Origin of the sequence: Sphingomonas sp. Leaf28 (assembly GCF_001421685.1) — a bacterium.
Taxonomy (GTDB): Bacteria; Pseudomonadota; Alphaproteobacteria; order Sphingomonadales; family Sphingomonadaceae; genus Sphingomonas; species Sphingomonas aurantiaca.
Genome location: NZ_LMKX01000009.1, coordinates 229262 through 246672, shown reverse-complemented (window position 1 = coordinate 246672; position 17411 = coordinate 229262). Strand labels below are relative to the sequence as shown.

18 protein-coding genes and 2 tRNA genes are annotated in these 17411 nt (G+C 66.1%); 7 read left to right on the top strand and 13 right to left on the bottom strand.

Annotation, left to right across the window (positions count from 1 at the left end; genetic code table 11):
- The first annotated feature begins 9 nt into the window (after positions 1-9).
- Positions 10-666, top strand: coding sequence for a hypothetical protein (locus ASE79_RS14260; protein ID WP_056417873.1), 657 nt, complete (start codon positions 10-12; stop codon positions 664-666).
- Entirely contained in the window at positions 663-1469 is an 807-nt protein-coding gene (locus ASE79_RS14255) for a hydrolase 1, exosortase A system-associated (protein ID WP_056417870.1), read from the top strand. The genes ASE79_RS14260 and ASE79_RS14255 overlap by 4 nt, the downstream gene beginning before the upstream one ends.
- Before the next feature lie 95 nt (positions 1470-1564).
- Here ASE79_RS14255 and trxB read toward each other — a convergent pair whose 3' ends face one another.
- Positions 1565-2533 carry a thioredoxin-disulfide reductase gene (gene trxB, locus ASE79_RS14250; protein WP_056417866.1) on the bottom strand — a complete coding sequence of 323 codons (969 nt, stop codon included), beginning with the start codon at positions 2531-2533 and terminating at the stop codon, positions 1565-1567.
- Positions 2534-2659: 126 nt separating this feature from the next.
- On the opposite strand from trxB, the gene ASE79_RS14245 reads away from it, so the two are divergent.
- The 3 genes from ASE79_RS14245 to fdhD are packed head-to-tail and all read left to right on the top strand — an operon-like array spanning position 2660 to position 6251.
- Positions 2660-4948: an FdhF/YdeP family oxidoreductase gene (locus ASE79_RS14245; protein WP_056418545.1), complete on the top strand. Its 2289-nt coding sequence runs from the start codon at positions 2660-2662 to the stop codon at positions 4946-4948.
- Positions 4915-5460: a molybdenum cofactor guanylyltransferase gene (gene mobA / locus ASE79_RS14240; RefSeq protein ID WP_321163341.1), complete on the top strand. Its 546-nt coding sequence runs from the start codon at positions 4915-4917 to the stop codon at positions 5458-5460. Before ASE79_RS14245 ends, mobA begins: the two co-directional genes overlap by 34 nt.
- Positions 5457-6251 (top strand): formate dehydrogenase accessory sulfurtransferase FdhD, encoded by a 795-nt coding sequence (fdhD, locus tag ASE79_RS14235; protein WP_056417862.1) that lies wholly within the window; start codon positions 5457-5459, stop codon positions 6249-6251. Before mobA ends, fdhD begins: the two co-directional genes overlap by 4 nt.
- Positions 6252-6266: 15 nt before the next feature.
- On the opposite strand, the gene ASE79_RS14230 is transcribed toward fdhD, so the two are convergent.
- The 4 genes from ASE79_RS14230 to ASE79_RS14215 all read right to left on the bottom strand — a co-directional run bounded on the left by ASE79_RS14230 (position 6267) and on the right by ASE79_RS14215 (position 9597).
- Positions 6267-6343, bottom strand: a tRNA-Met gene (locus ASE79_RS14230).
- A gap of 66 nt (positions 6344-6409) precedes the next feature.
- Positions 6410-6937 carry a 2'-5' RNA ligase family protein gene (locus tag ASE79_RS14225; RefSeq protein ID WP_056417859.1) on the bottom strand — a complete coding sequence of 176 codons (528 nt, stop codon included), beginning with the start codon at positions 6935-6937 and terminating at the stop codon, positions 6410-6412.
- A gap of 155 nt (positions 6938-7092) precedes the next feature.
- Positions 7093-8991: a potassium transporter Kup gene (locus ASE79_RS14220; protein WP_056418541.1), complete on the bottom strand. Its 1899-nt coding sequence runs from the start codon at positions 8989-8991 to the stop codon at positions 7093-7095.
- A 171-nt stretch (positions 8992-9162) separates the two neighbouring features.
- Positions 9163-9597, bottom strand: a complete 435-nt coding sequence (locus tag ASE79_RS14215; protein ID WP_321163340.1) for an Lrp/AsnC family transcriptional regulator — start codon at positions 9595-9597, stop codon at positions 9163-9165.
- A 135-nt stretch (positions 9598-9732) separates the two neighbouring features.
- On the opposite strand from ASE79_RS14215, the gene ald reads away from it, so the two are divergent.
- Both ald and ASE79_RS14205 read left to right on the top strand, forming a co-directional pair.
- The gene (ald, locus tag ASE79_RS14210) at positions 9733-10839 is read left to right on the top strand and encodes an alanine dehydrogenase (RefSeq protein WP_056417853.1); all 1107 of its coding nucleotides are present in this window, start codon (positions 9733-9735) and stop codon (positions 10837-10839) included.
- A 50-nt stretch (positions 10840-10889) separates the two neighbouring features.
- On the top strand, positions 10890-11108 hold the full coding sequence (locus ASE79_RS14205; protein ID WP_056417851.1) for a DUF3072 domain-containing protein: 219 nt from the start codon (positions 10890-10892) through the stop codon (positions 11106-11108).
- A gap of 52 nt (positions 11109-11160) precedes the next feature.
- Here ASE79_RS14205 and ASE79_RS14200 read toward each other — a convergent pair whose 3' ends face one another.
- The 8 genes from ASE79_RS14200 to ASE79_RS14165 form a co-directional block, all read right to left on the bottom strand.
- Positions 11161-11802, bottom strand: a complete 642-nt coding sequence (locus tag ASE79_RS14200) for a tetratricopeptide repeat protein (RefSeq protein WP_056417848.1) — start codon at positions 11800-11802, stop codon at positions 11161-11163.
- On the bottom strand, positions 11802-12197 hold the full coding sequence (locus tag ASE79_RS14195) for a cytochrome c-type biogenesis protein (RefSeq protein ID WP_056417846.1): 396 nt from the start codon (positions 12195-12197) through the stop codon (positions 11802-11804). The genes ASE79_RS14200 and ASE79_RS14195 overlap by 1 nt, the downstream gene beginning before the upstream one ends.
- Before the next feature lie 41 nt (positions 12198-12238).
- Positions 12239-12766, bottom strand: a complete 528-nt coding sequence (locus ASE79_RS14190; protein ID WP_056418537.1) for a DsbE family thiol:disulfide interchange protein — start codon at positions 12764-12766, stop codon at positions 12239-12241.
- Positions 12763-14676, bottom strand: a complete 1914-nt coding sequence (locus tag ASE79_RS14185) for a heme lyase CcmF/NrfE family subunit (RefSeq protein ID WP_056417843.1) — start codon at positions 14674-14676, stop codon at positions 12763-12765. The genes ASE79_RS14190 and ASE79_RS14185 overlap by 4 nt, the downstream gene beginning before the upstream one ends.
- The gene (ccmE, locus tag ASE79_RS14180; RefSeq protein ID WP_056417840.1) at positions 14673-15119 is read right to left on the bottom strand and encodes a cytochrome c maturation protein CcmE; all 447 of its coding nucleotides are present in this window, start codon (positions 15117-15119) and stop codon (positions 14673-14675) included. The genes ASE79_RS14185 and ccmE overlap by 4 nt, the downstream gene beginning before the upstream one ends.
- A 97-nt stretch (positions 15120-15216) precedes the next feature.
- Entirely contained in the window at positions 15217-15942 is a 726-nt protein-coding gene (gene ccmC, locus ASE79_RS14175; RefSeq protein WP_056417837.1) for a heme ABC transporter permease CcmC, read from the bottom strand.
- Positions 15943-16169: 227 nt separating this feature from the next.
- Positions 16170-17219, bottom strand: a complete 1050-nt coding sequence (locus ASE79_RS14170; protein WP_056417834.1) for a Leu/Phe/Val dehydrogenase — start codon at positions 17217-17219, stop codon at positions 16170-16172.
- A 112-nt stretch (positions 17220-17331) separates the two neighbouring features.
- Positions 17332-17408, bottom strand: a tRNA-His gene (locus ASE79_RS14165).
- Positions 17409-17411 lie beyond the last annotated feature (3 nt).

Below are 17411 nucleotides of genomic sequence, written 5' to 3'. Positions count from 1 at the left end.
TCTGCCGGGATGACCGGTATCCGCTTCCAACACTATGACTGGGCCGGTGGCCGCGAGGCGATGCTGCGGTTCGGCCCCGACGCCGGCCCGATCGCCCTAGCCGCGCTGCCGCTGTTCGAAGAAGCGAACCGGACGCGGCAATTCGCCTGCACGATCCTGCGTGCGCTCGCCGAGCGCGGGATAGGCAGCGTCCTACCCGACTTTCCCGGCACCGGCGAAAGTCTCGTCGCCACAGCCGACGCGACCCTTTCCGACCAACGCCGAGCTTATAGCGCGCTGGCACAGCAGCTTGGCGCTGATATTTATGCGTTATCGATAAGAAGCGGCGCGCTGCTTGAGGGCGACGCGACGCTGGCCGGGCGCTGGCACCTCTCACCACAATCCGGCGAGGAGCTTGTCCGCGACCTCGAACGCGCGCGGGCCGCGGCCGGAAGAGCTGAGGGCGACTATGCGGGCAATCGCCTGTCTTCCGAGCGGATCGCCGCGTTGCGAGAGGCCGTGCCGCGGGGCGGTGGACGATGCCGGATCATACGCCTCGATACGGACCCGCGGGCGGCGGATGCGACCTATCCCAGCGCGCCGCTCTGGCGCCGGTCGGAACCGGACAACAATATCGAGCTCGCCCAGAAGCTTGCTGCCGATATCGCGCATTGGATCGCAGCATGAGGCGGTTCGTCGCGGTCGCGTGTGAAGGCGAAACGCTCGCCGCCACGCTGGACGAGGCGGACGGGACGACGGGGCTGCTCATCGTATCCGGCGGCAACGAGATCCGTAGCGGCGCGCATCGCGGGATGGCGGATCTCGGCCAGCGGCTTGCCGCTGCGGGCACGCCGGTATTTCGTTACGACCGGCGCGGTGTCGGCGATTCGACGGGTGATAATCGCGGATTTCTTAACGCCCAGCCCGAACTGGTCGCGGCCGCGGCCGCGTTCCGGAGCGCGGCACCGCATGTTACGCGCGTCGTCGGTTTCGGCAACTGCGATGCGGCTAGCACGCTTGCGCTGTTCGGGCGGTCGGCGGGGCTCGAGCGGATCATTCTCGCCAACCCCTGGGTGATCGAGTCGATCGATGACCTGCCGCCCGCCGCGGCGATCGGTGCGCGCTATGGCGAGCGGTTGCGCGATCCTGCAACGTGGCGGCGGGCCGTCTCAGGGCAGGTCAGCCTGACTAAGCTTTTCAGGGGTTTGAGACGGGTAGCTGCCGCGAAGACCGAAACACAGGCGCCGCTTGCGACCCGGGTGCTCACTGCGCTTGAGGAGTGGCGCGAGGACGTTGCGATCGTCCTTGCGAGCGGAGACGCGACCGCGATTGCGTTTGCCGCTGCGTATCGCGGGGCCGCAAACGTGACGCGGCTGGACACGGCGTCCCACAGCTTTGCCGGGGCGGAGAACGCAGCGGCACTGTACGCCGTGATCGCTGCCGCCATTGCTTTCCGTCATCCTGACGAAGGTCAGGATCCAGAGCCGTAAGCGCTATTGCCTGGAACCCTGGATCCTGACTTTCGTCAGGATGACGGCTTAAGTGTCGGCCCTTCCCATCGTCAGGATGACGGTGGCCGCGAGTATTATTCCGCGGCTTCGGCCATTTCGGCGAACTCGGCGGCCGCGAGGAAGCGCTCGGCGTCGAGCGCCGCCATGCAGCCCGTTCCTGCCGCGGTCACCGCCTGGCGGTACACCTTGTCCGCGACGTCGCCGCACGCGAACACGCCTTCGACATTGGTGCGCGTCGAGCCGGTCTCCACCGCGATATAGCCGTCCGAATCGAGTTCGAGGTGCCCGCGGAACAGCTCGGTCGCCGGGTGATGGCCGATCGCGACGAACCCGCCATCGACCGCGAGCCGCGAGCGCTCGCCCGTCACCGTGTCCTCGAGCTCGAGCGCGACCAGCCCGGCATTGCCGCCGCCGTCGACGAACTCGCGGACTTCCTTGTTCCACAGCACGGTCACGCCCTTGTGCGCGAACAGCCGCTCCTGGAGGATCTTCTCCGAGCGCAGCGAATCGCGGCGGTGGATCAGCGTCACGTCGGGCGAATGGTTGGTGAGGTAGAGCGCCTCCTCGACCGCAGTGTTGCCGCCGCCGATCACCGCGACCTTCTTGCCGCGGTAGAAGAACCCGTCGCAGGTCGCGCAGGCGCTGACGCCCTTGCCCTTCATCGGCTCCTCGCTGTCGATGCCGAGCCATTTTGCCTGCGCACCCGTCGCGATCACCAGCGTGTCGCCCTCATACACGTCGCCGCTGTCGCCGATCAGGCGGAACGGGCGGCTGGTGAGATCGACCTTCACGATCGTGTCCCACATCATCCGCGTGCCGACATGCTCGGCCTGCGCCTGCATCTGCTCCATCAGCCATGGGCCCTGGATGACGTCCTTGAAGCCGGGATAGTTCTCGACGTCGGTCGTCGTGGTCAGCTGGCCGCCGGGCTGGATGCCCTGCACGACGATCGGCGCCATCCCGGCTCGCGCGCCATAGATCGCGGCGGAGAGGCCGGCCGGGCCCGAGCCGAGGATAAGCATGCGGGTCGTGTGCGTCGTCATCGTGATTCCTTGGAGATTCCAACCCCATCTAGGCGATCGGCATCCGGATTTGAACCGTCGGTAAATCTGTTGGCCTTGCATCGAAAGCTTTGCCGCTTCGTTCGTGTATCAAAAGCGGAGATGAGCATGAGCGACGACCGGACCGTAGAGATCGAGAACTACACGGCACCAGCAGGCGGCTGGGGATCGATGAAGTCGCTGGTGGAGATATCCGCGCGCGAGAAGGTCGGGCCCGAGGTCGTCCGCGAACTCGCCCGCCAGAACAAGCCCGACGGCTTTGCGTGCGTCAGCTGCGCCTGGGGCAAGCCCGCGCATCCGCATGTCGCCGAATTCTGCGAGAACGGCGCCAAGGCGACCGCGTGGGAGCTGACCTCGTTCCGTGTCACGCCCGCCTTCTTCGAACAGCACACCGTCAGCGAGCTGATCGGCTGGAAGGATTATGATCTCGAACAGGCCGGACGCCTGACGCATCCGCTGAAATATGATGCGGCGACGGACAAATATGCCGCGTGCAGCTGGGACGAGGCATTCGCAGGGATCGGCGCCAAGCTGAAGACCTATGATCCGACCAAGGTCATCTTCTACGCCTCGGGCCGCGCCAGCCTCGAGACGTCGTACATGTATAGCCTGCTCGCGCGGATGTACGGCAGCCAGAACCTGCCCGACAGCTCGAACATGTGCCACGAGACCACGTCGGTCGGGTTGAAGTCGGCGATCGGCTCGGCCGTCGGCACGATCCACCTGTCGGACTATGAGAAGTGCGACGCGATCTTCTATTTCGGGCAGAACCCCGGCGTGAACAGCCCGCGGTTCCTGCACCCCTTACGCGACTGCGCGAAGCGCGGCGTCGAGATCGTCGTGTTCAATCCGCTGAAGGAGCGCGGGCTGGAGAAATTCCAGGATCCGCAGAACCCGATCGAGATGGTGACGGGCAAGTCGACCCCGATCGCCTCGCAATATCACCAGCTGAAGACCGGCGGCGACGTCGGCGCGATCATGGGGATGTGCAAATACCTGATCGAGGCCGACGACAATGCGAAGCGCATCAATGGCCTGCCGGTCCTCGATCACGCCTTCCTCAGTGAGCACACCACCGGGTTCGAGGCGTTCGCCGATGTCGCCCGCGGCACCGACTGGGCGACGATCGAGCATGAGAGCGGCCTGGCCCGCACCGAGATCGAGGCGGCGGCGAAGGTCTATGCCAAGTCGAAGGCGGTCATCGCGGTCTACGGCATGGGGCTGACCCAGCATGTCGGCGGGATCGACAACGTCCACATGGTCGTCAACCTGATGCTGCTGCGCGGCAATATCGGCAAGCCCGGCGCGGGCATGGGCCCGGTCCGCGGCCATTCGAACGTGCAGGGCCAGCGTACCGTCGGGATCACCGAAAAGCCCGAACTCGCGCCGCTCGACCTGCTGGCCGAGCAATATGGCTTCGAGCCGCCGCGCAAAAAGGGCTGGGACACGGTCGAGGCGTGCGAGGCGGTCCTGGACGGCACCGCGCAGGCGTTCATCGGCCTCGGCGGCAATTTCGTGCGCGCGATCCCCGATCATGCGCGGATGGAGCCGAAATGGCGCGGGCTCGACCTGACGGTCCACATCGCGACCAAGCTCAACCGCTCGCACCTGCTGCCCGGCGAGACGTCGTATCTGCTCCCCTGCCTCGGCCGGATCGAGACCGACATGCAGGGCACCGGCCCGCAGAGCGTGTCGATCGAGGATTCGTTCAGCCAGATCTATGGCTCGAAAGGCAAGGCGACGCCTGCCGCCGAGACTTTGCTGTCCGAACCCGCGATCGTCGCCGGGATCGCCAAGGCGACGCTCGCCCCCAATCCGAAGCTCGATTGGGATGCTTGGGTGCGCGACTATGCGCGCGTTCGCGATGCGATCGAGGTGACGTATCCGGATCTGTTCAAGGACTTCAACGCGCAGATGTTCACGCCCGGTGGCTTCTGGAAGGGCGTGCCCGCAGCGCATCGCGAGTGGAAGACCGAGAGTGGCAAGGCGGAGATCAACATCCCGCAGGCGTTGAACGTCACGGGGTTCGAGGAAGCCGAGGGCCGCTTCCGCCTGATGACGTTGCGGTCGAACGACCAGTTCAACACGACCGTCTATGGCTATCACGACCGGTTCCGCGGCGTGAAGGGTACGCGCGACATCGTGTTCATGAACCGCAGCGACATGATCCGGATGGGCATCACCGATGGTGACGACGTCGATCTGGTCGGCGACGCAGGCGGCAATTCGGATCGCCGGCTGAACAAGCTTCGCGTGGTCGAATATTCGATCCCCGAGGGGTGTCTGGGGGCCTATTACCCCGAGTGTAACCTGCTCATGCCGGTCGCGCATCACGCGCGCGAAAGCCATGTTCCGGCGGCAAAATCGGTGCCGGTGCGGATCGAGAAGACGCGCTGACCGGCCAGCGCATCCTCGGCGTCGTCCTCGCCGGCGGACAGTCGTCGCGCTTCGGGTCCGACAAGGCGCAGGCGGTGCTGGACGGGCGTGCGCTGGCCGAGCATGCGCGTGCCTTGCTGGCACCGCATGTCGATTGCGCGGTGATCGCGGGGCGTGACGGGACGATCCCCGACCTTCCGGGTCCGGGGCTCGGACCTTTGGGCGGCATTGCCGGCGCGCTCGGCTATGCCGCCGGGCTGGGCTTCACCTCGGTGCTGACGATCGCGTGCGACATGCCGCGGCTGCCCGAGGGGTTGCTGTCGGCGCTCGCGCGCAGGGCGTCTGCCTATTGCCCCGATGCGCCGGTGCTCGGGCATTGGGAGACACGGTTGTTCGGGCACCTGCTGACCCATATCGAGACTGTGCCACGGCGCTCGGTACGGGGGTGGGCGGAGGCGATCGGCGCTATTCCTATCCCGGCGGGGACACGCATCCCGAACGTCAACACGCCGCAGGACCTCGATACCCTATGACGACTTCGCGCACGCAAGCGATCAAGATCCTCCGGCCGGACTCGATCACCGCGGGCGAACGCGCGATCGCGGTCGAGGTCCCGGTCGCGATCGAGATCGACGGGCTCGGCTATGCGGTGATGATGATGACCCCGGCAGACCTCGCCGAATTCACCACCGGCTTCCTGCTGACCGAGCGGCTCGCCGACAGCGCCGACGATGTGCGCGACATCGATATCTTCGAGGCGGAGGCGGGCTGGATCGTCCGCGTCGGGCTGTCCGATCGGTGCAAGGGGCGGATCCACGACCGCGTCCGCCACCGGACCAGCGACACGAGTTGCGGGTTGTGCGGCATCTCCGGGCTCGAACAGCTCCGCAAACCGGTCCCCAGCGCCCCACCAAGACCCGACACGCCCGTCGAGGCGCTGTTCGCCGCGCTCGGCGGTCTGCGCGCGCACCAGCCCCTCAACAGCGCCACCGGGGCTATCCACGCCGCGGCCGCATGCGATCGCAGCGGGCGGATCACCGCAGCCTTTGAGGATGTCGGCCGGCATAACGCGCTCGACAAGCTGGTCGGCGGGCTGGCGACCGCACGGCAGCGGGTCGACGGGTTCATCCTGGTGACGTCGCGAATCAGCTTCGAGATGGTCGACAAGGCGCTGATCGCGCGCGCGCCAATGCTGGTGGGAATCTCCGCGCCGACCAGCCTGGCGATCGATCACGCACGCGTGCACGGACTGACACTGCTCGCGCTCGCGCGGAGCGATGCGATCCTGGTCGTCAACGACCCATGGGCCGTCTTCAGCGACTGAAACTGTCTTTGAGAATGGTAGCGAAGGAGGGACTTGAACCCCCGACCCCAGGATTATGATTCCCGTGCTCTAACCAACTGAGCTACTTCGCCGTACCGTCCGTCAGGGAAGCGTTCTTCCCTGCGAGGCGCGGCCTATAGGAAGCGGATTCGAGGCGGTCAAGCGAACATGTGCCGAGAAATCGCTTCCCAGGGTCCGCCGCGATACCACCACGCCCCCAGACCGGCGATTTCGACGTCCTTCGGGGAGAAATCGCGTTGCAGATTGCCGAGCAGGAGCTTGGCCACCTGCGGGCTGACCTTGTTCTGGATCGTGACGTGCGGACGCCAGCCGCCGGCATCCTGCGGGGTGAGCATGCCGGTGAATGCGTCGGCCAGCCGGGCGCGAATGCCGACCAGGTCGGGGGACTCGATCCGGTAGGCAACGCCGCGGCCGAGCGACATCAGGCCGCCGACGCGGGCCTGTGGCGTGCGAATGCCACGCGTCTCCTGGTTGAGGCGGTGCTTCAGCTCGTCGAGCCCCGACGGTGGCAGATGATGGAACAGCGTGAGATGCGCGTCGAGCTGGTTGCGCTCGGGCGGAAAATGCTCGCGGCGCATCGAATCGAAGAACGCGGTGTCCTGGCGACCGAACAAGGCGGTGACGATGATCGGCGCGACTTCGGTCACTTGCGTGGTATTTCCCATTATTCTCAATCCCTCCCCGGCGGAGGCCGGGGTCCAGTTGGGAAACGTTGCTGACGTCCGCCGCGCTCCGTCACTGCGACCTTATCCACCTGGACCCCGGCTTCCGCCGGGGAGGTGCATGTGTTGGGCAGCGCGTGGTGGCGTTACGACAACGGTCAGATCTCGATCTGGCTGCCGAGTTCGACCACGCGGTTGGTCGGCAGGCGGAAGAACTCCATCGCGCTTTCGGCGTTGCGCAGCATCCAGGCGAACAGCTTTTCGCGCCAGATCATCATCCCGGGCTTATCCGACGCCAGCAGCGTCTGGCGCGACAGGAAGAAGCTGGTGTCCATCATCTTGAAATCCGCGCCGCAATTATGGACCTGGCGCAGCGCGGCAGGCACGTCGGCATCCTCCATGAAGCCGTAGCGCAGCACGAGGCGGTGGAAGCCGTCGCCAAGCTCCTCGCGCACCGCACGGTCGTTGGCGGGCCAATAAGGCTGGCCGACGATCTTCACGGTGAGCAGGATCACGCGCTCGTGCAGCACCTTGTTGTGCTTGAGGTTGTGGAGCAGCGCGTGCGGCACGCCGTCCGCGGTCGAGGTCATGAACACCGCGGTGCCGGGCACGCGCGAGGCGGAGCTGGCGGCCGAGCCGATGAACACCTTGATCGGCATCGCGGCCTCATGCATCCGGTCGATCATCAGCTGCCGCCCCTTCGACCACGTCGTCAGGAAGGTGAAGATGATGAAGCCGACCAGCAGCGGGAACCAGCCGCCGGCGGGGACCTTGGTCAGGTTCGCCGCAAAATAGGCGCCATCGACCGTGAAGAAGATCGCCAGCAGCGGGATCGCGGCGATCTTCGGCCAGTTCCAGAGGCGGAACAGCACGACGCCGAGCAGACACGTATCGATGAACATCGCGCCGGTCACCGCGATGCCGTACGCGCTCGTCAGGTTCGACGAGGTGCGGAAGAACAGCACGAGCAGGATCACCATCACCATAAGCGCGCCGTTGACGAGCGGGATGTAGATCTGCCCCTCGGTCGATGCGCTGGTATGCTCGATGCGAAGCCGCGGGATGAAGCCCAGCTGGATCGCCTGCTGCGTGACCGAGAACGCGCCGGAGATCACCGCCTGCGACGCGATCACCGCGGCCATCGTCGCGAGGATGACGAGCGGGAGCTGGAGGCTCTCGGGCGCGAGATTGTAGAACGGGCTGACGAGCGCGGCCTGGCCATCACGGAACAGCAATGCGCCCTGCCCCATATAGTTGAGGATCAGCGCGGGCAGGACGAAGAACAGCCAGGACAGGCCGATCGGCTTGCGCCCGAAATGGCCCATGTCCGCATACAAAGCCTCGGCACCGGTGACGGCGAGCACGACCGAGCCGAGCGCCAGGAACGCGCGCTCGGGGTCGATGAGGAAGAACTCGACCGCAAAATGCGGCGACAGCGCCCAGAGCACGCCGGGCGTCTGCACGATGCTGAGGATGCCGAGCACCGCGATGACGCTGAAATAGACCAGCATGATCGGCCCGAACACCAGACCGATCCGCGCGGTGCCGCTCTTCTGCACCCAGAACAGCGCGATCAGGATGACGATCACGATGGGGAGGACCAGCCCCGCAAACGCAGGTGCGGCGACGGCCAGGCCCTCGACCGCGGACAGCACCGACACCGCGGGGGTGATCATGCTGTCACCGTAGAACAACGCCGTCGCGAAGACGCCGAGCAGGATGATGCCCTTGCTCCAGCGCCGCGTCTTGGTCTTGCCCGACACGAGCGCCAGCAAGGCGAGACTGCCGCCCTCGCCCTTGTTGTCGGCGCGCATGATGATGATGACGTATTTGACCGTCACGACGATCATCATCGACCAGAACATCAGGCTGATGACGCCCATGATGTGCGCCGAATCGAGCGCGAGCTTGTGATGGCCCGCGAAGGTTTCGCGAAACGCGTAGAGCGGGCTGGTGCCGATATCGCCGAAGACGATGCCGATCGCGCCGAAGGCGAGCTTCAGCATGCCGTCAGAATTATGATGCCCCGTTTCCGGATCGAGGCCTGCGGGTGGCACGGTCGACGCCGCGGCGGTCTGGTCGACGCTCACTGGACGGTGAATCGAACCGGAAGTGCAGCAATCATCATCGAATTTCCGATTTCACTCTGTGCCCCAAGCGCGCGCATTTAGCATGAGGGGTAGAGGGCGGCAACGGCGGCGCCGGCAACGTGGATTAACCCATGCTGATCATACGCGCGTGACGACTTCACGGATGACGAAATGCGAGGCGAGCCGCGTGACGCCGGGGAGTTGCGACAGCGTCTCGCGGTGGATGCGCTCGAACGTCTCGCCGTGGCGGATCTCGACATGGAGCATATAGTCCGCCTCGCCGCTCATGAGGAAGCATTGCACGACCTGCGGACAGTCGACGATCTCCGCCTCGAACGCCGCCATCGTCTCCTTGCGCTGGTCGCGCAGCGTCACGTTGACGAGGACGATGCTCGGATCGCCACGCGCCGCTCGCGAGAGGACTGCGCGATAGCCGGTGATCGCGCCGCTCTCGCGAAGTTGCGCGACGCGGCGATGGGCGGCGCTTGCCGACAGGCCGACTGCATCGCCGAGTTCGGCGCTCGTAAAGTCCGAATTGGCGGCGAGAAGGTCCAGAATGCGGCGCTCGATCATGTTGCTCAAGATTTTCCCACCCTATCAATGCTGGATGCAATAATATCGTGAATTCGATAGTGGGTTGCGACGAGTTTGCGAACCCTTCCCGTCCGATGCACGCTACATTGCGGCAACGATAATGGAGTGGAATCAATGCGCGTCGGTGTCCCCAAGGAAATCAAGAATCACGAATATCGCGTCGGCCTGACGCCGCCATCGGTCGCCGAACTGGTCGCCGCGGGGCACGAGGTCGTCGTCGAGACGCAGGCCGGCTCGGGGATCGACTTCGAGGACCAGGATTATATCGACGCGGGTGCGACCATCCTGCCGACCGCCGCCGCGGTGTTCGCCGGCGCGGACATGATCGTGAAGGTCAAGGAGCCGCAGCCGAGCGAGATCGCGATGCTCGAGCCGCGCCACCTGCTCTTCACCTATCTCCACCTCGCCGCGGACAAGCCGCAGGCCGAGGGGCTGATGAAGTCGGGCGCAACCTGCATCGCGTACGAGACAGTCACCGACAATCGCCGCGGTCTGCCGCTGCTCAAGCCGATGTCCGAGGTCGCGGGCCGCATGTCGGTACAGGTCGGCGCACATTACCTTGAGAAGGAGCAGGGCGGACGCGGCGTGCTGCTCGGCGGTGTCCCCGGTGTGGCGCCGGCGAAGGTCGCAATCCTCGGTGGTGGCGTCTCGGGCGTCAACGCCGCGCAGATGGCGGTCGGCATGCGTGCCGACGTGACGATCTACGACATCTCGAACGATCGCCTCGCCGAGCTCGACATGTTCTTTTCCAGCCAGATCAAGACGGCGTACGCGTCGAAGGCGGCGATCGCGGCGGCGGTGAAGAATGCGCATCTGGTGATCGGCGCGGTGCTCGTCCCGGGCGCAGCGGCACCCAAGCTCGTCACGCGCGAGATGCTCAAGACGATGAAGCGCGGCTCGGTGCTGGTCGACATCGCGATCGACCAGGGCGGGTGCTTCGAGACGAGCCACGCGACGACACACGAGGATCCGGTGTTCGAGGTCGACGGCGTGATCCATTATTGCGTCGCCAACATGCCCGGCGCGGTCGCGCGCACCTCGGCGTTCGCGCTGAACAACGCGACTCTGCCGTTCGCACTGAAGCTCGCCAATCTGGGGGCCGAGGCGGCGATGAAGGCGGATCCGCATCTCGCCAACGGGCTAAACGTCTACAAGGGCAAGATCGCCTATAAGGCGGTCTCAGATGATCTAGGTTTACCTTACGAAGCTTGGGTTAGCTGATCGGGAACGGATACGGAACAGGGGTGTTGGGCAAGGGAAAGGAATTTCCAATGTCCGACACCCCGAACCCCAAGTCCGAACCCTTCTCGAACGCCGAGAAGGATCCGGATGACTGGACCACCGGCGACGAGAAGATGACCGGTGCACAGGCAAGCTACCTCAAGACGCTGTCGGAAGAAGCGCATGAGGAATTCGACGAGTCGCTGAGCAAGGCGGACGCATCGAAGAAGATCGACGAGTTGCAGTCGAAGACCGGCCGGGGCCAGTAACCCCACCGAATTCCCTTCCCCGTCATCCTGGGTCAAGCCCAGCATGAAGGGGTCAGGGTTGTGCCGCTCCAGCGTCCTGCATCGCCAGAAACCGGTCCAGCAGCGCGAGCCGCGTGGCGATCTCGCCGCGGTATGAGATATCAGCGGGCGTCAACGCCAATGCTCTTGCCCAATAGGGGCGAGCCTTCGCGAAATCGCCTGCCCTTACATATGCCAGCCCCAAGAAGAACGGCGGTGCCGGGTGCTTCGGCGCCAGTCGCATAGCCTGCTGGAACGCGAACAATGCCGGCGGCGATACTTGATTTGCGTCGTGCGCGGACAGTGCGTTGGCCAGCCCCGTCCACAGGACCAGGCTCTTCGGCGCGATCCGGATCCCGCCCAGCAACACCTGCACCGCAGCCCGCCGATCGCCGATCCGCGTCATCGCATCCGCAGCGACGAGATAGGCCGCTGCCCCCGTATAACGCTCCAACATCTGATCGCGCAGATCGAGCATCGCGCTGTCGTCGGGCGTCGGCGCCAACCCGGTCGTCGCCGGATGCCCGGCAAGCGCCGGCTGGCCCTGCCAGGCATAGCCCGCCGCGCCCAGCATCAGCGCGGAGGCGACCATCGACCATAACAGGCGATCGACCTTCATCGCGGCGAGCAGCGCGCAGACCGCCGCCGCGATTACGGCCAGCCAGAGATATCCCATCAGCGTGTCCTCCGCCGAAAGCTCGACCGTGCGATCCAGCCGCCGATGCCGAGTAGCAGGATCGGTGCAAGCCACAGCGGCCAGGTCAGCCCCGACAGCGGCGGATCATAGGTCACGTAATCGCCGTAGCGCGCGATCAGCCAGTCGCGGATCGAGGCGGGCTTCTCTCCCCGCTCGATCCGCTCGCGGACAAGTGCGCGCATGTCCGCGGCCATGTCGGCATCGCTGTCCGCGATCGACTGCCCTTGGCAAACGAGGCAGCGCAACGTCTCCATGAGCGCGCGCGCGGACTGTTCTTTTGCGGGGTCGGCGAGCTGGACGTTCGCGTAACGGGCTGGCGGGGTGACGGGCTGCGCGGCGGCTGGCGCAATGCAAAGCAAAAGTGCCGCAAGCACCTCCCCTCCTGCTCGCGGGAGGGGAACTCGGTTGCGCTCGTTCACCGTGCGTCCTTCACGGCCTGGGCGATCTCGGCGATGTTCTCCGGCCGGATATCGCCGATGATCTGCTTCACAACGATCCCGCGTCCGTCGATCACGAACGTCTCGGGGACGCCCGACGACCCGAGCGCGAGCTGAACCTGGCTGGCCCGATCGCTGCCGATCCGCGCATAGGGGTCGCCGTTGCGGCGCAGGAATCCTGCGATCGCCGGTGCGGTGTCGCGGATCGCGATCGCGTCGATCGGTATGCCCATTGCCTTCAGCCGCATCAGCTGCGGCGCCTCGGCAATGCACGGGATGCACCAGCTCGCGAACACGTTGAGCAGGCGCGGCTGGCCCTGCCGGAACGACGCGCTGGTCAGCCCCGGCTTGCCCGGGACCATCGCCGGCAGCGCGAAGTCGGGAATCGGCTTGCCGACCATCGCCGACCGGACGACCTTCTCCGCCGGCCGGAACAGCCCGCTTGCCACCACCGCGAACAGAAGTGCGAAGATCGCAAGCGGCGCCCAGAGTGCGAACCGCTTCATGCCCATGCACTCCGTATCGCGGCCCGGCGCTCGCGCCGGACCCGGCCGAGCAGCGACAGCGCGCCGCCCAGCGCGATCAGCACGCCGCCGAACCAGATCAACGTCACGAACGGCTTCCACCAGAGCCTGAGCTGCCACCGCCCCTGCCCGTCAGGCTGGCCGAGCACGGTATAGAGCTGCCCGTCGAGCGCCGTCAGGATGGCGGATTCGTTCGTGCTGGTCGGCGGGTTGGCGAAGAAGCGGAGCTGCGGGCGCAGAATGGTCTCGCTGCCGCTGCGCGTGGCGGTCAACCGCGCCTCCAGCGCCGACCAGTTCTCGCCGATCACCGGCGAAATGCCGTCGAGCGTCACGGTGTAGGGGCCGATCCGGGCGGGCTCGCCGGCGCGCACGGCGACGAGCGTTTCCTTGGTGAAGGCGCTGTCCGACGCCATTCCGGCGAGGCCGACCGCGATGCCGAGATGCGCGACAACCATGCCGTAGGTGAACAGCGGCGTCCGTGTCAGCTTGCGCTTCCACAACGGCGCGACGCTGGCGACGGCGAGCCCGGCGGACAACGACAGACCCGCCCAGGGGAGCACGCCCGGCCAGATGAACAGAAGCGCGATCGCGGCCGCCAGCGTCGCGCCGATCGGCAGCATCACGCGGCGCAACACGGCCTTCGCGTCGTCACGCCGCCAGCGCAGCAACGGCCCGACCGCCATGACCGCGACGAGCAGCAACGCGATCGGCCCGGCCGCCTTGTTGAAGAAGGGCGGGCCGACGGACAGTTGCACGCCGAAGCTCGCTGCGACGATCGGGTAGAGCGTGCCGATTAGGACGATCCCGAGGATCACCGACAGCAGCAGGTTGTTCGCGACCAGTCCGCCCTCGCGGCTGACCGGATCGAACGTGGTGCCGGCGCGGACGGTGCCGATCCGCGCGGCGAACAGCGCCAGCGCGCCGCCGATATAGAGCGCGAGCAAGGCGAGGATAAATGCGCCGCGCTCGGGATCGACCGCGAAGGCGTGGACGCTCGTCAGGATGCCCGAGCGAACGAGGAACGTGCCGATCATCGACATCGAGAACGCGACCACCGCGAGCATGATCGTCCAGGCGCGTAAGCCGTCGCGCGTCGCCAGCACGGTCACCGAATGGAGCAAGGCGGTCGCCGCGAGCCACGGCATCAGCGAGGCGTTCTCGACCGGGTCCCAGAACCACCAGCCGCCCCAGCCCAGCTCGTAATACGCCCAATACGACCCCGCGGTGATGCCGAGCGTCAGGAAGATCCAGGCGATCAGCACCCAGGGCCGCATCGCCTTGGCAAAGGCTGGCCCGACGTCCCGCGTGACCAGCGCCCCGACCGCGAACGAGAAGGCGACCGAGAGGCCGACATAGCCGGTGTAGAGCGTCGGCGGATGGAACGCCAAGCCCGGGTCCTGCAGCAGCGGATTGAGGCCGAGGCCATCGGCCGCTGCCGGGTTCAGACGCGCGAACGGGTTCGAGGAGAAGAGAAGGAACGCGTAGAAGCCGAGCGCGATTGCCGCCTGCGCGCCGAGCGTCGCGGTGAGCGTGCGTTCGGGTAGCGAGCGCTCGAAGATCGCGACCGCTCCGCCGGCCAGTCCAAGGATCGCCACCCAGAGGAGCATCGAGCCCTCGTGGTTTCCCCATGCGCCGGCGAACTTGTAGAGCCAGGGCTTGGCCGAATGGCTGTTCTCGACGACCAGCTTCACCGACATGTCGGAGTTGAGGAAAAGCGCGATCAGCAGCGCCATCGCCAGTAGCGCGAGCAGCCCCTGGACGATCGCCACGGGCCGCACGGCTGCGGCGACGTCGTGGCGACCGCGCGCGATGCCGATCGCCGCCATCACGAGCTGCAACGCCGCCAGTGCGCTGGCGAACCACAGCGCGGCGAGGCCTGCTTCGGCGATCATTGCTTGGCGTCCGGCTCGAGCGTCTTGGTCTCGTGCATCTTGCCCGCCATTTCGGGCGGCATGTATTTCTCGTCATGCTTGGCGAGCAGGTTCGACGCGACGAAGTGACCGTTCGGCTCGAACCGGCCTTCGGCGACAACGCCCGATTTCTCGCGGAACAGGTCGGGGACGATGCCGGCGAAGACGACGGGCGTGGTGGCCTGGCCGTCGGTGACGACGAAGTGGACGGTGACACCATCCGCCGCGCGCTTCACCGAGCCGCCCTCGACCATACCGCCGAGCCGCACGGCGCGACCGAGCGGCAAACCGTCGCGACGCACGTCGGACGGCGCGTAGAAGAACGCGGCCTGGTCCTTTAGCGCGGACAGCGCGAGTAGCCCCGCGACGACGACCGCGCCGAGTGCCAGCAGCGCTAGCGTCAGGCGTTGATGCTTGGCCTTCATTTCTCGGCCTTTCGCATCGCCAGATAGCTGACCAGCGCAATGATGGCGCCGCCGCCGAGCGTCACGACATAGGCGGCAGTCACGAACGGCCAGGGGTTCATGGTCTGGCCATCCTGCGCATCCGGGCCTCGGTCTTCGCAACCGCCAGTATCGTCCGCATCCGCATCAGCACGATTCCCGCGAACACGAACGTAAAGCCGGCCAGCATGATCGGCAGCGGCCACAGGATCGAGCCGGCGATCGTCGATTGGGTGAGGCCGATGCTCGGCCCCTGATGCAGCGTGTTCCACCACACCACCGAATAGCGGATGATCGGCAGAAGCACCGACCCGGCGATCCCGTACAGCGCAGGGATCCGCCCATCGCCGCCGCGGTCCGCATCGGCTTTCGCGAGCGCCATGTAGCCGAGATAGACGAAGAACAGCAGCAGCATCGACGTCAGCCGGCCGTCCCATTGCCACCATGTTCCCCAGGTCGGGCGACCCCAGATCGAACCGGTCATCAGGCAGAGTGCCGCGAAGACCGCGCCGGGCAGCGCGATCGCGCGCGCGGCCACGCTGGCGAGCGGATGGCGCCAGACGAGGAACATGATGCTGGAAATCGCGATCCCGCTCCACCCGCCCATGCCGAGCCAGGCGGCGGGGACGTGAATATAGAGGATGCGGACGGTTTCGCCCTGGAGATAGTCGGGCGGGGTCTGCGTGAGGCCCGCCCAGCAGCCCAGCACGACCAGCGCGACGCCGGCCCAGAAGAGCGCAGCCGTCATCGGCTTGGCGATCTTTAGGAAGCGCGCGGGATTGGCGAAGGCGTGTAGGGTGGCCACTGGGCATACCCATTATGGCAACAACACGAGGCTGTCACCTCGGACTTAAGCCTCACACCTTGCGGGGCAGAGGCATAGGGCCATTCCTTTCATACCCCGTCATCCTGACGAAAGTCAGGATCCAGAGCCGCATAGGGCGGTGCTTCGTCACTCTGGATCCTGACTTTCGTCAGGATGACGGAGGTATTCGAAGCACCGCCCTTTGGCAGGAAGAATGGTCGCCCGGGTTAGCGGCCGATCAGGCGCTTTGCGATCGAGTCCGCCACGTCGGAGGCCGGCTCGCCCGAACGGTCGCTCTCGTTCCAGACCTCGATCAGGCGATCGGGGATGCGCGCGATCCGCGCCTTCACCTCGGCCTCGTCGCCATGGCCGAGATATTCGAGGCCGACGTTGATGATCCCGCCCGCGTTGATGACATAGTCCGGCGCATATAGAATGCCGCGCGCATGCAGACGCGCGCCGTCCTCGCGGACGCTCAACTGGTTGTTCGCACCGCCTGCGACGACCTTGGCCTTCAGCGCGGCGATCGACATCTCGGTCAGGATCGCGCCGAGTGCGTTCGGGCTGAAGATGTCCGCGTCGGTCGTCAGGATCGCCTCTGCGGCGACCGCGGTCGCGCGGAGTTCATCCGCGAGCTTCTGCGCGCGCGCCTCGTCGACATCGGCCAGCGTCAGCACCGCGCCGTCCTTGGCGAGCAACCGCGCGAGACCGCCGCCGACCGAGCCGACGCCCTGGATCGCGACGCGAACGCCCTTCATATCGGTCGCGCCGAGGCCCCGCTGCGCCGCCGCCTTCACGCCGAGATAGATGCCGAGCGCGGTGTACGGCCCGGGATCGCCGCCGGCAGCGCCGCTCGCGACCGGCAGGCCGGAGACGTAGCGCGTCTGCGTCGCGATCACCTTCATCCGCTCTTCGGACATGCCGACGTCTTCCGCCGTCACATAGCGCCCGCCGAGCGAATCGACCGCGCGGCCGAATGCCTCGAGCTGCGCGGTGGTGATGACGTCGCCGGGCTTGGCCGCGAGGACCACGCCCTTGCCGCCGCCCAGTTCGAGCCCGGCCATCGCGTTCTTGAAGCTCATGCCGCGCGACAGGCGCAGCGCGTCGGTCACCGCGCGACCGTTATCGGCATAATGCCAGAAACGCGTGCCGCCTGCGGCAGGCCCGAGCTTGGTCGAGTGCAGCGCGATTACCGCGCGCAGACCCGATTCAGGATCGGTGAAGGCATGAACGCCCTCGTGGTCGTCGAAATCGGGAAGGTCCCAAACCGCTGTCATCGCCGGCTCCTGAGGAGAATAAAATTACCGGGGAGCGAAATATTATTTTCTGGGGCGTTTTACCAGCCCAAAGCGCCCGCGATGCGGGGCTTCCTTGAAAATACTGAAAAAATGGGGCGACCGACGGGACTTGAACCCGCAACATCCGGCATCACAAGCCGACGCTCTAACCAATTGAACTACGACCGCCGC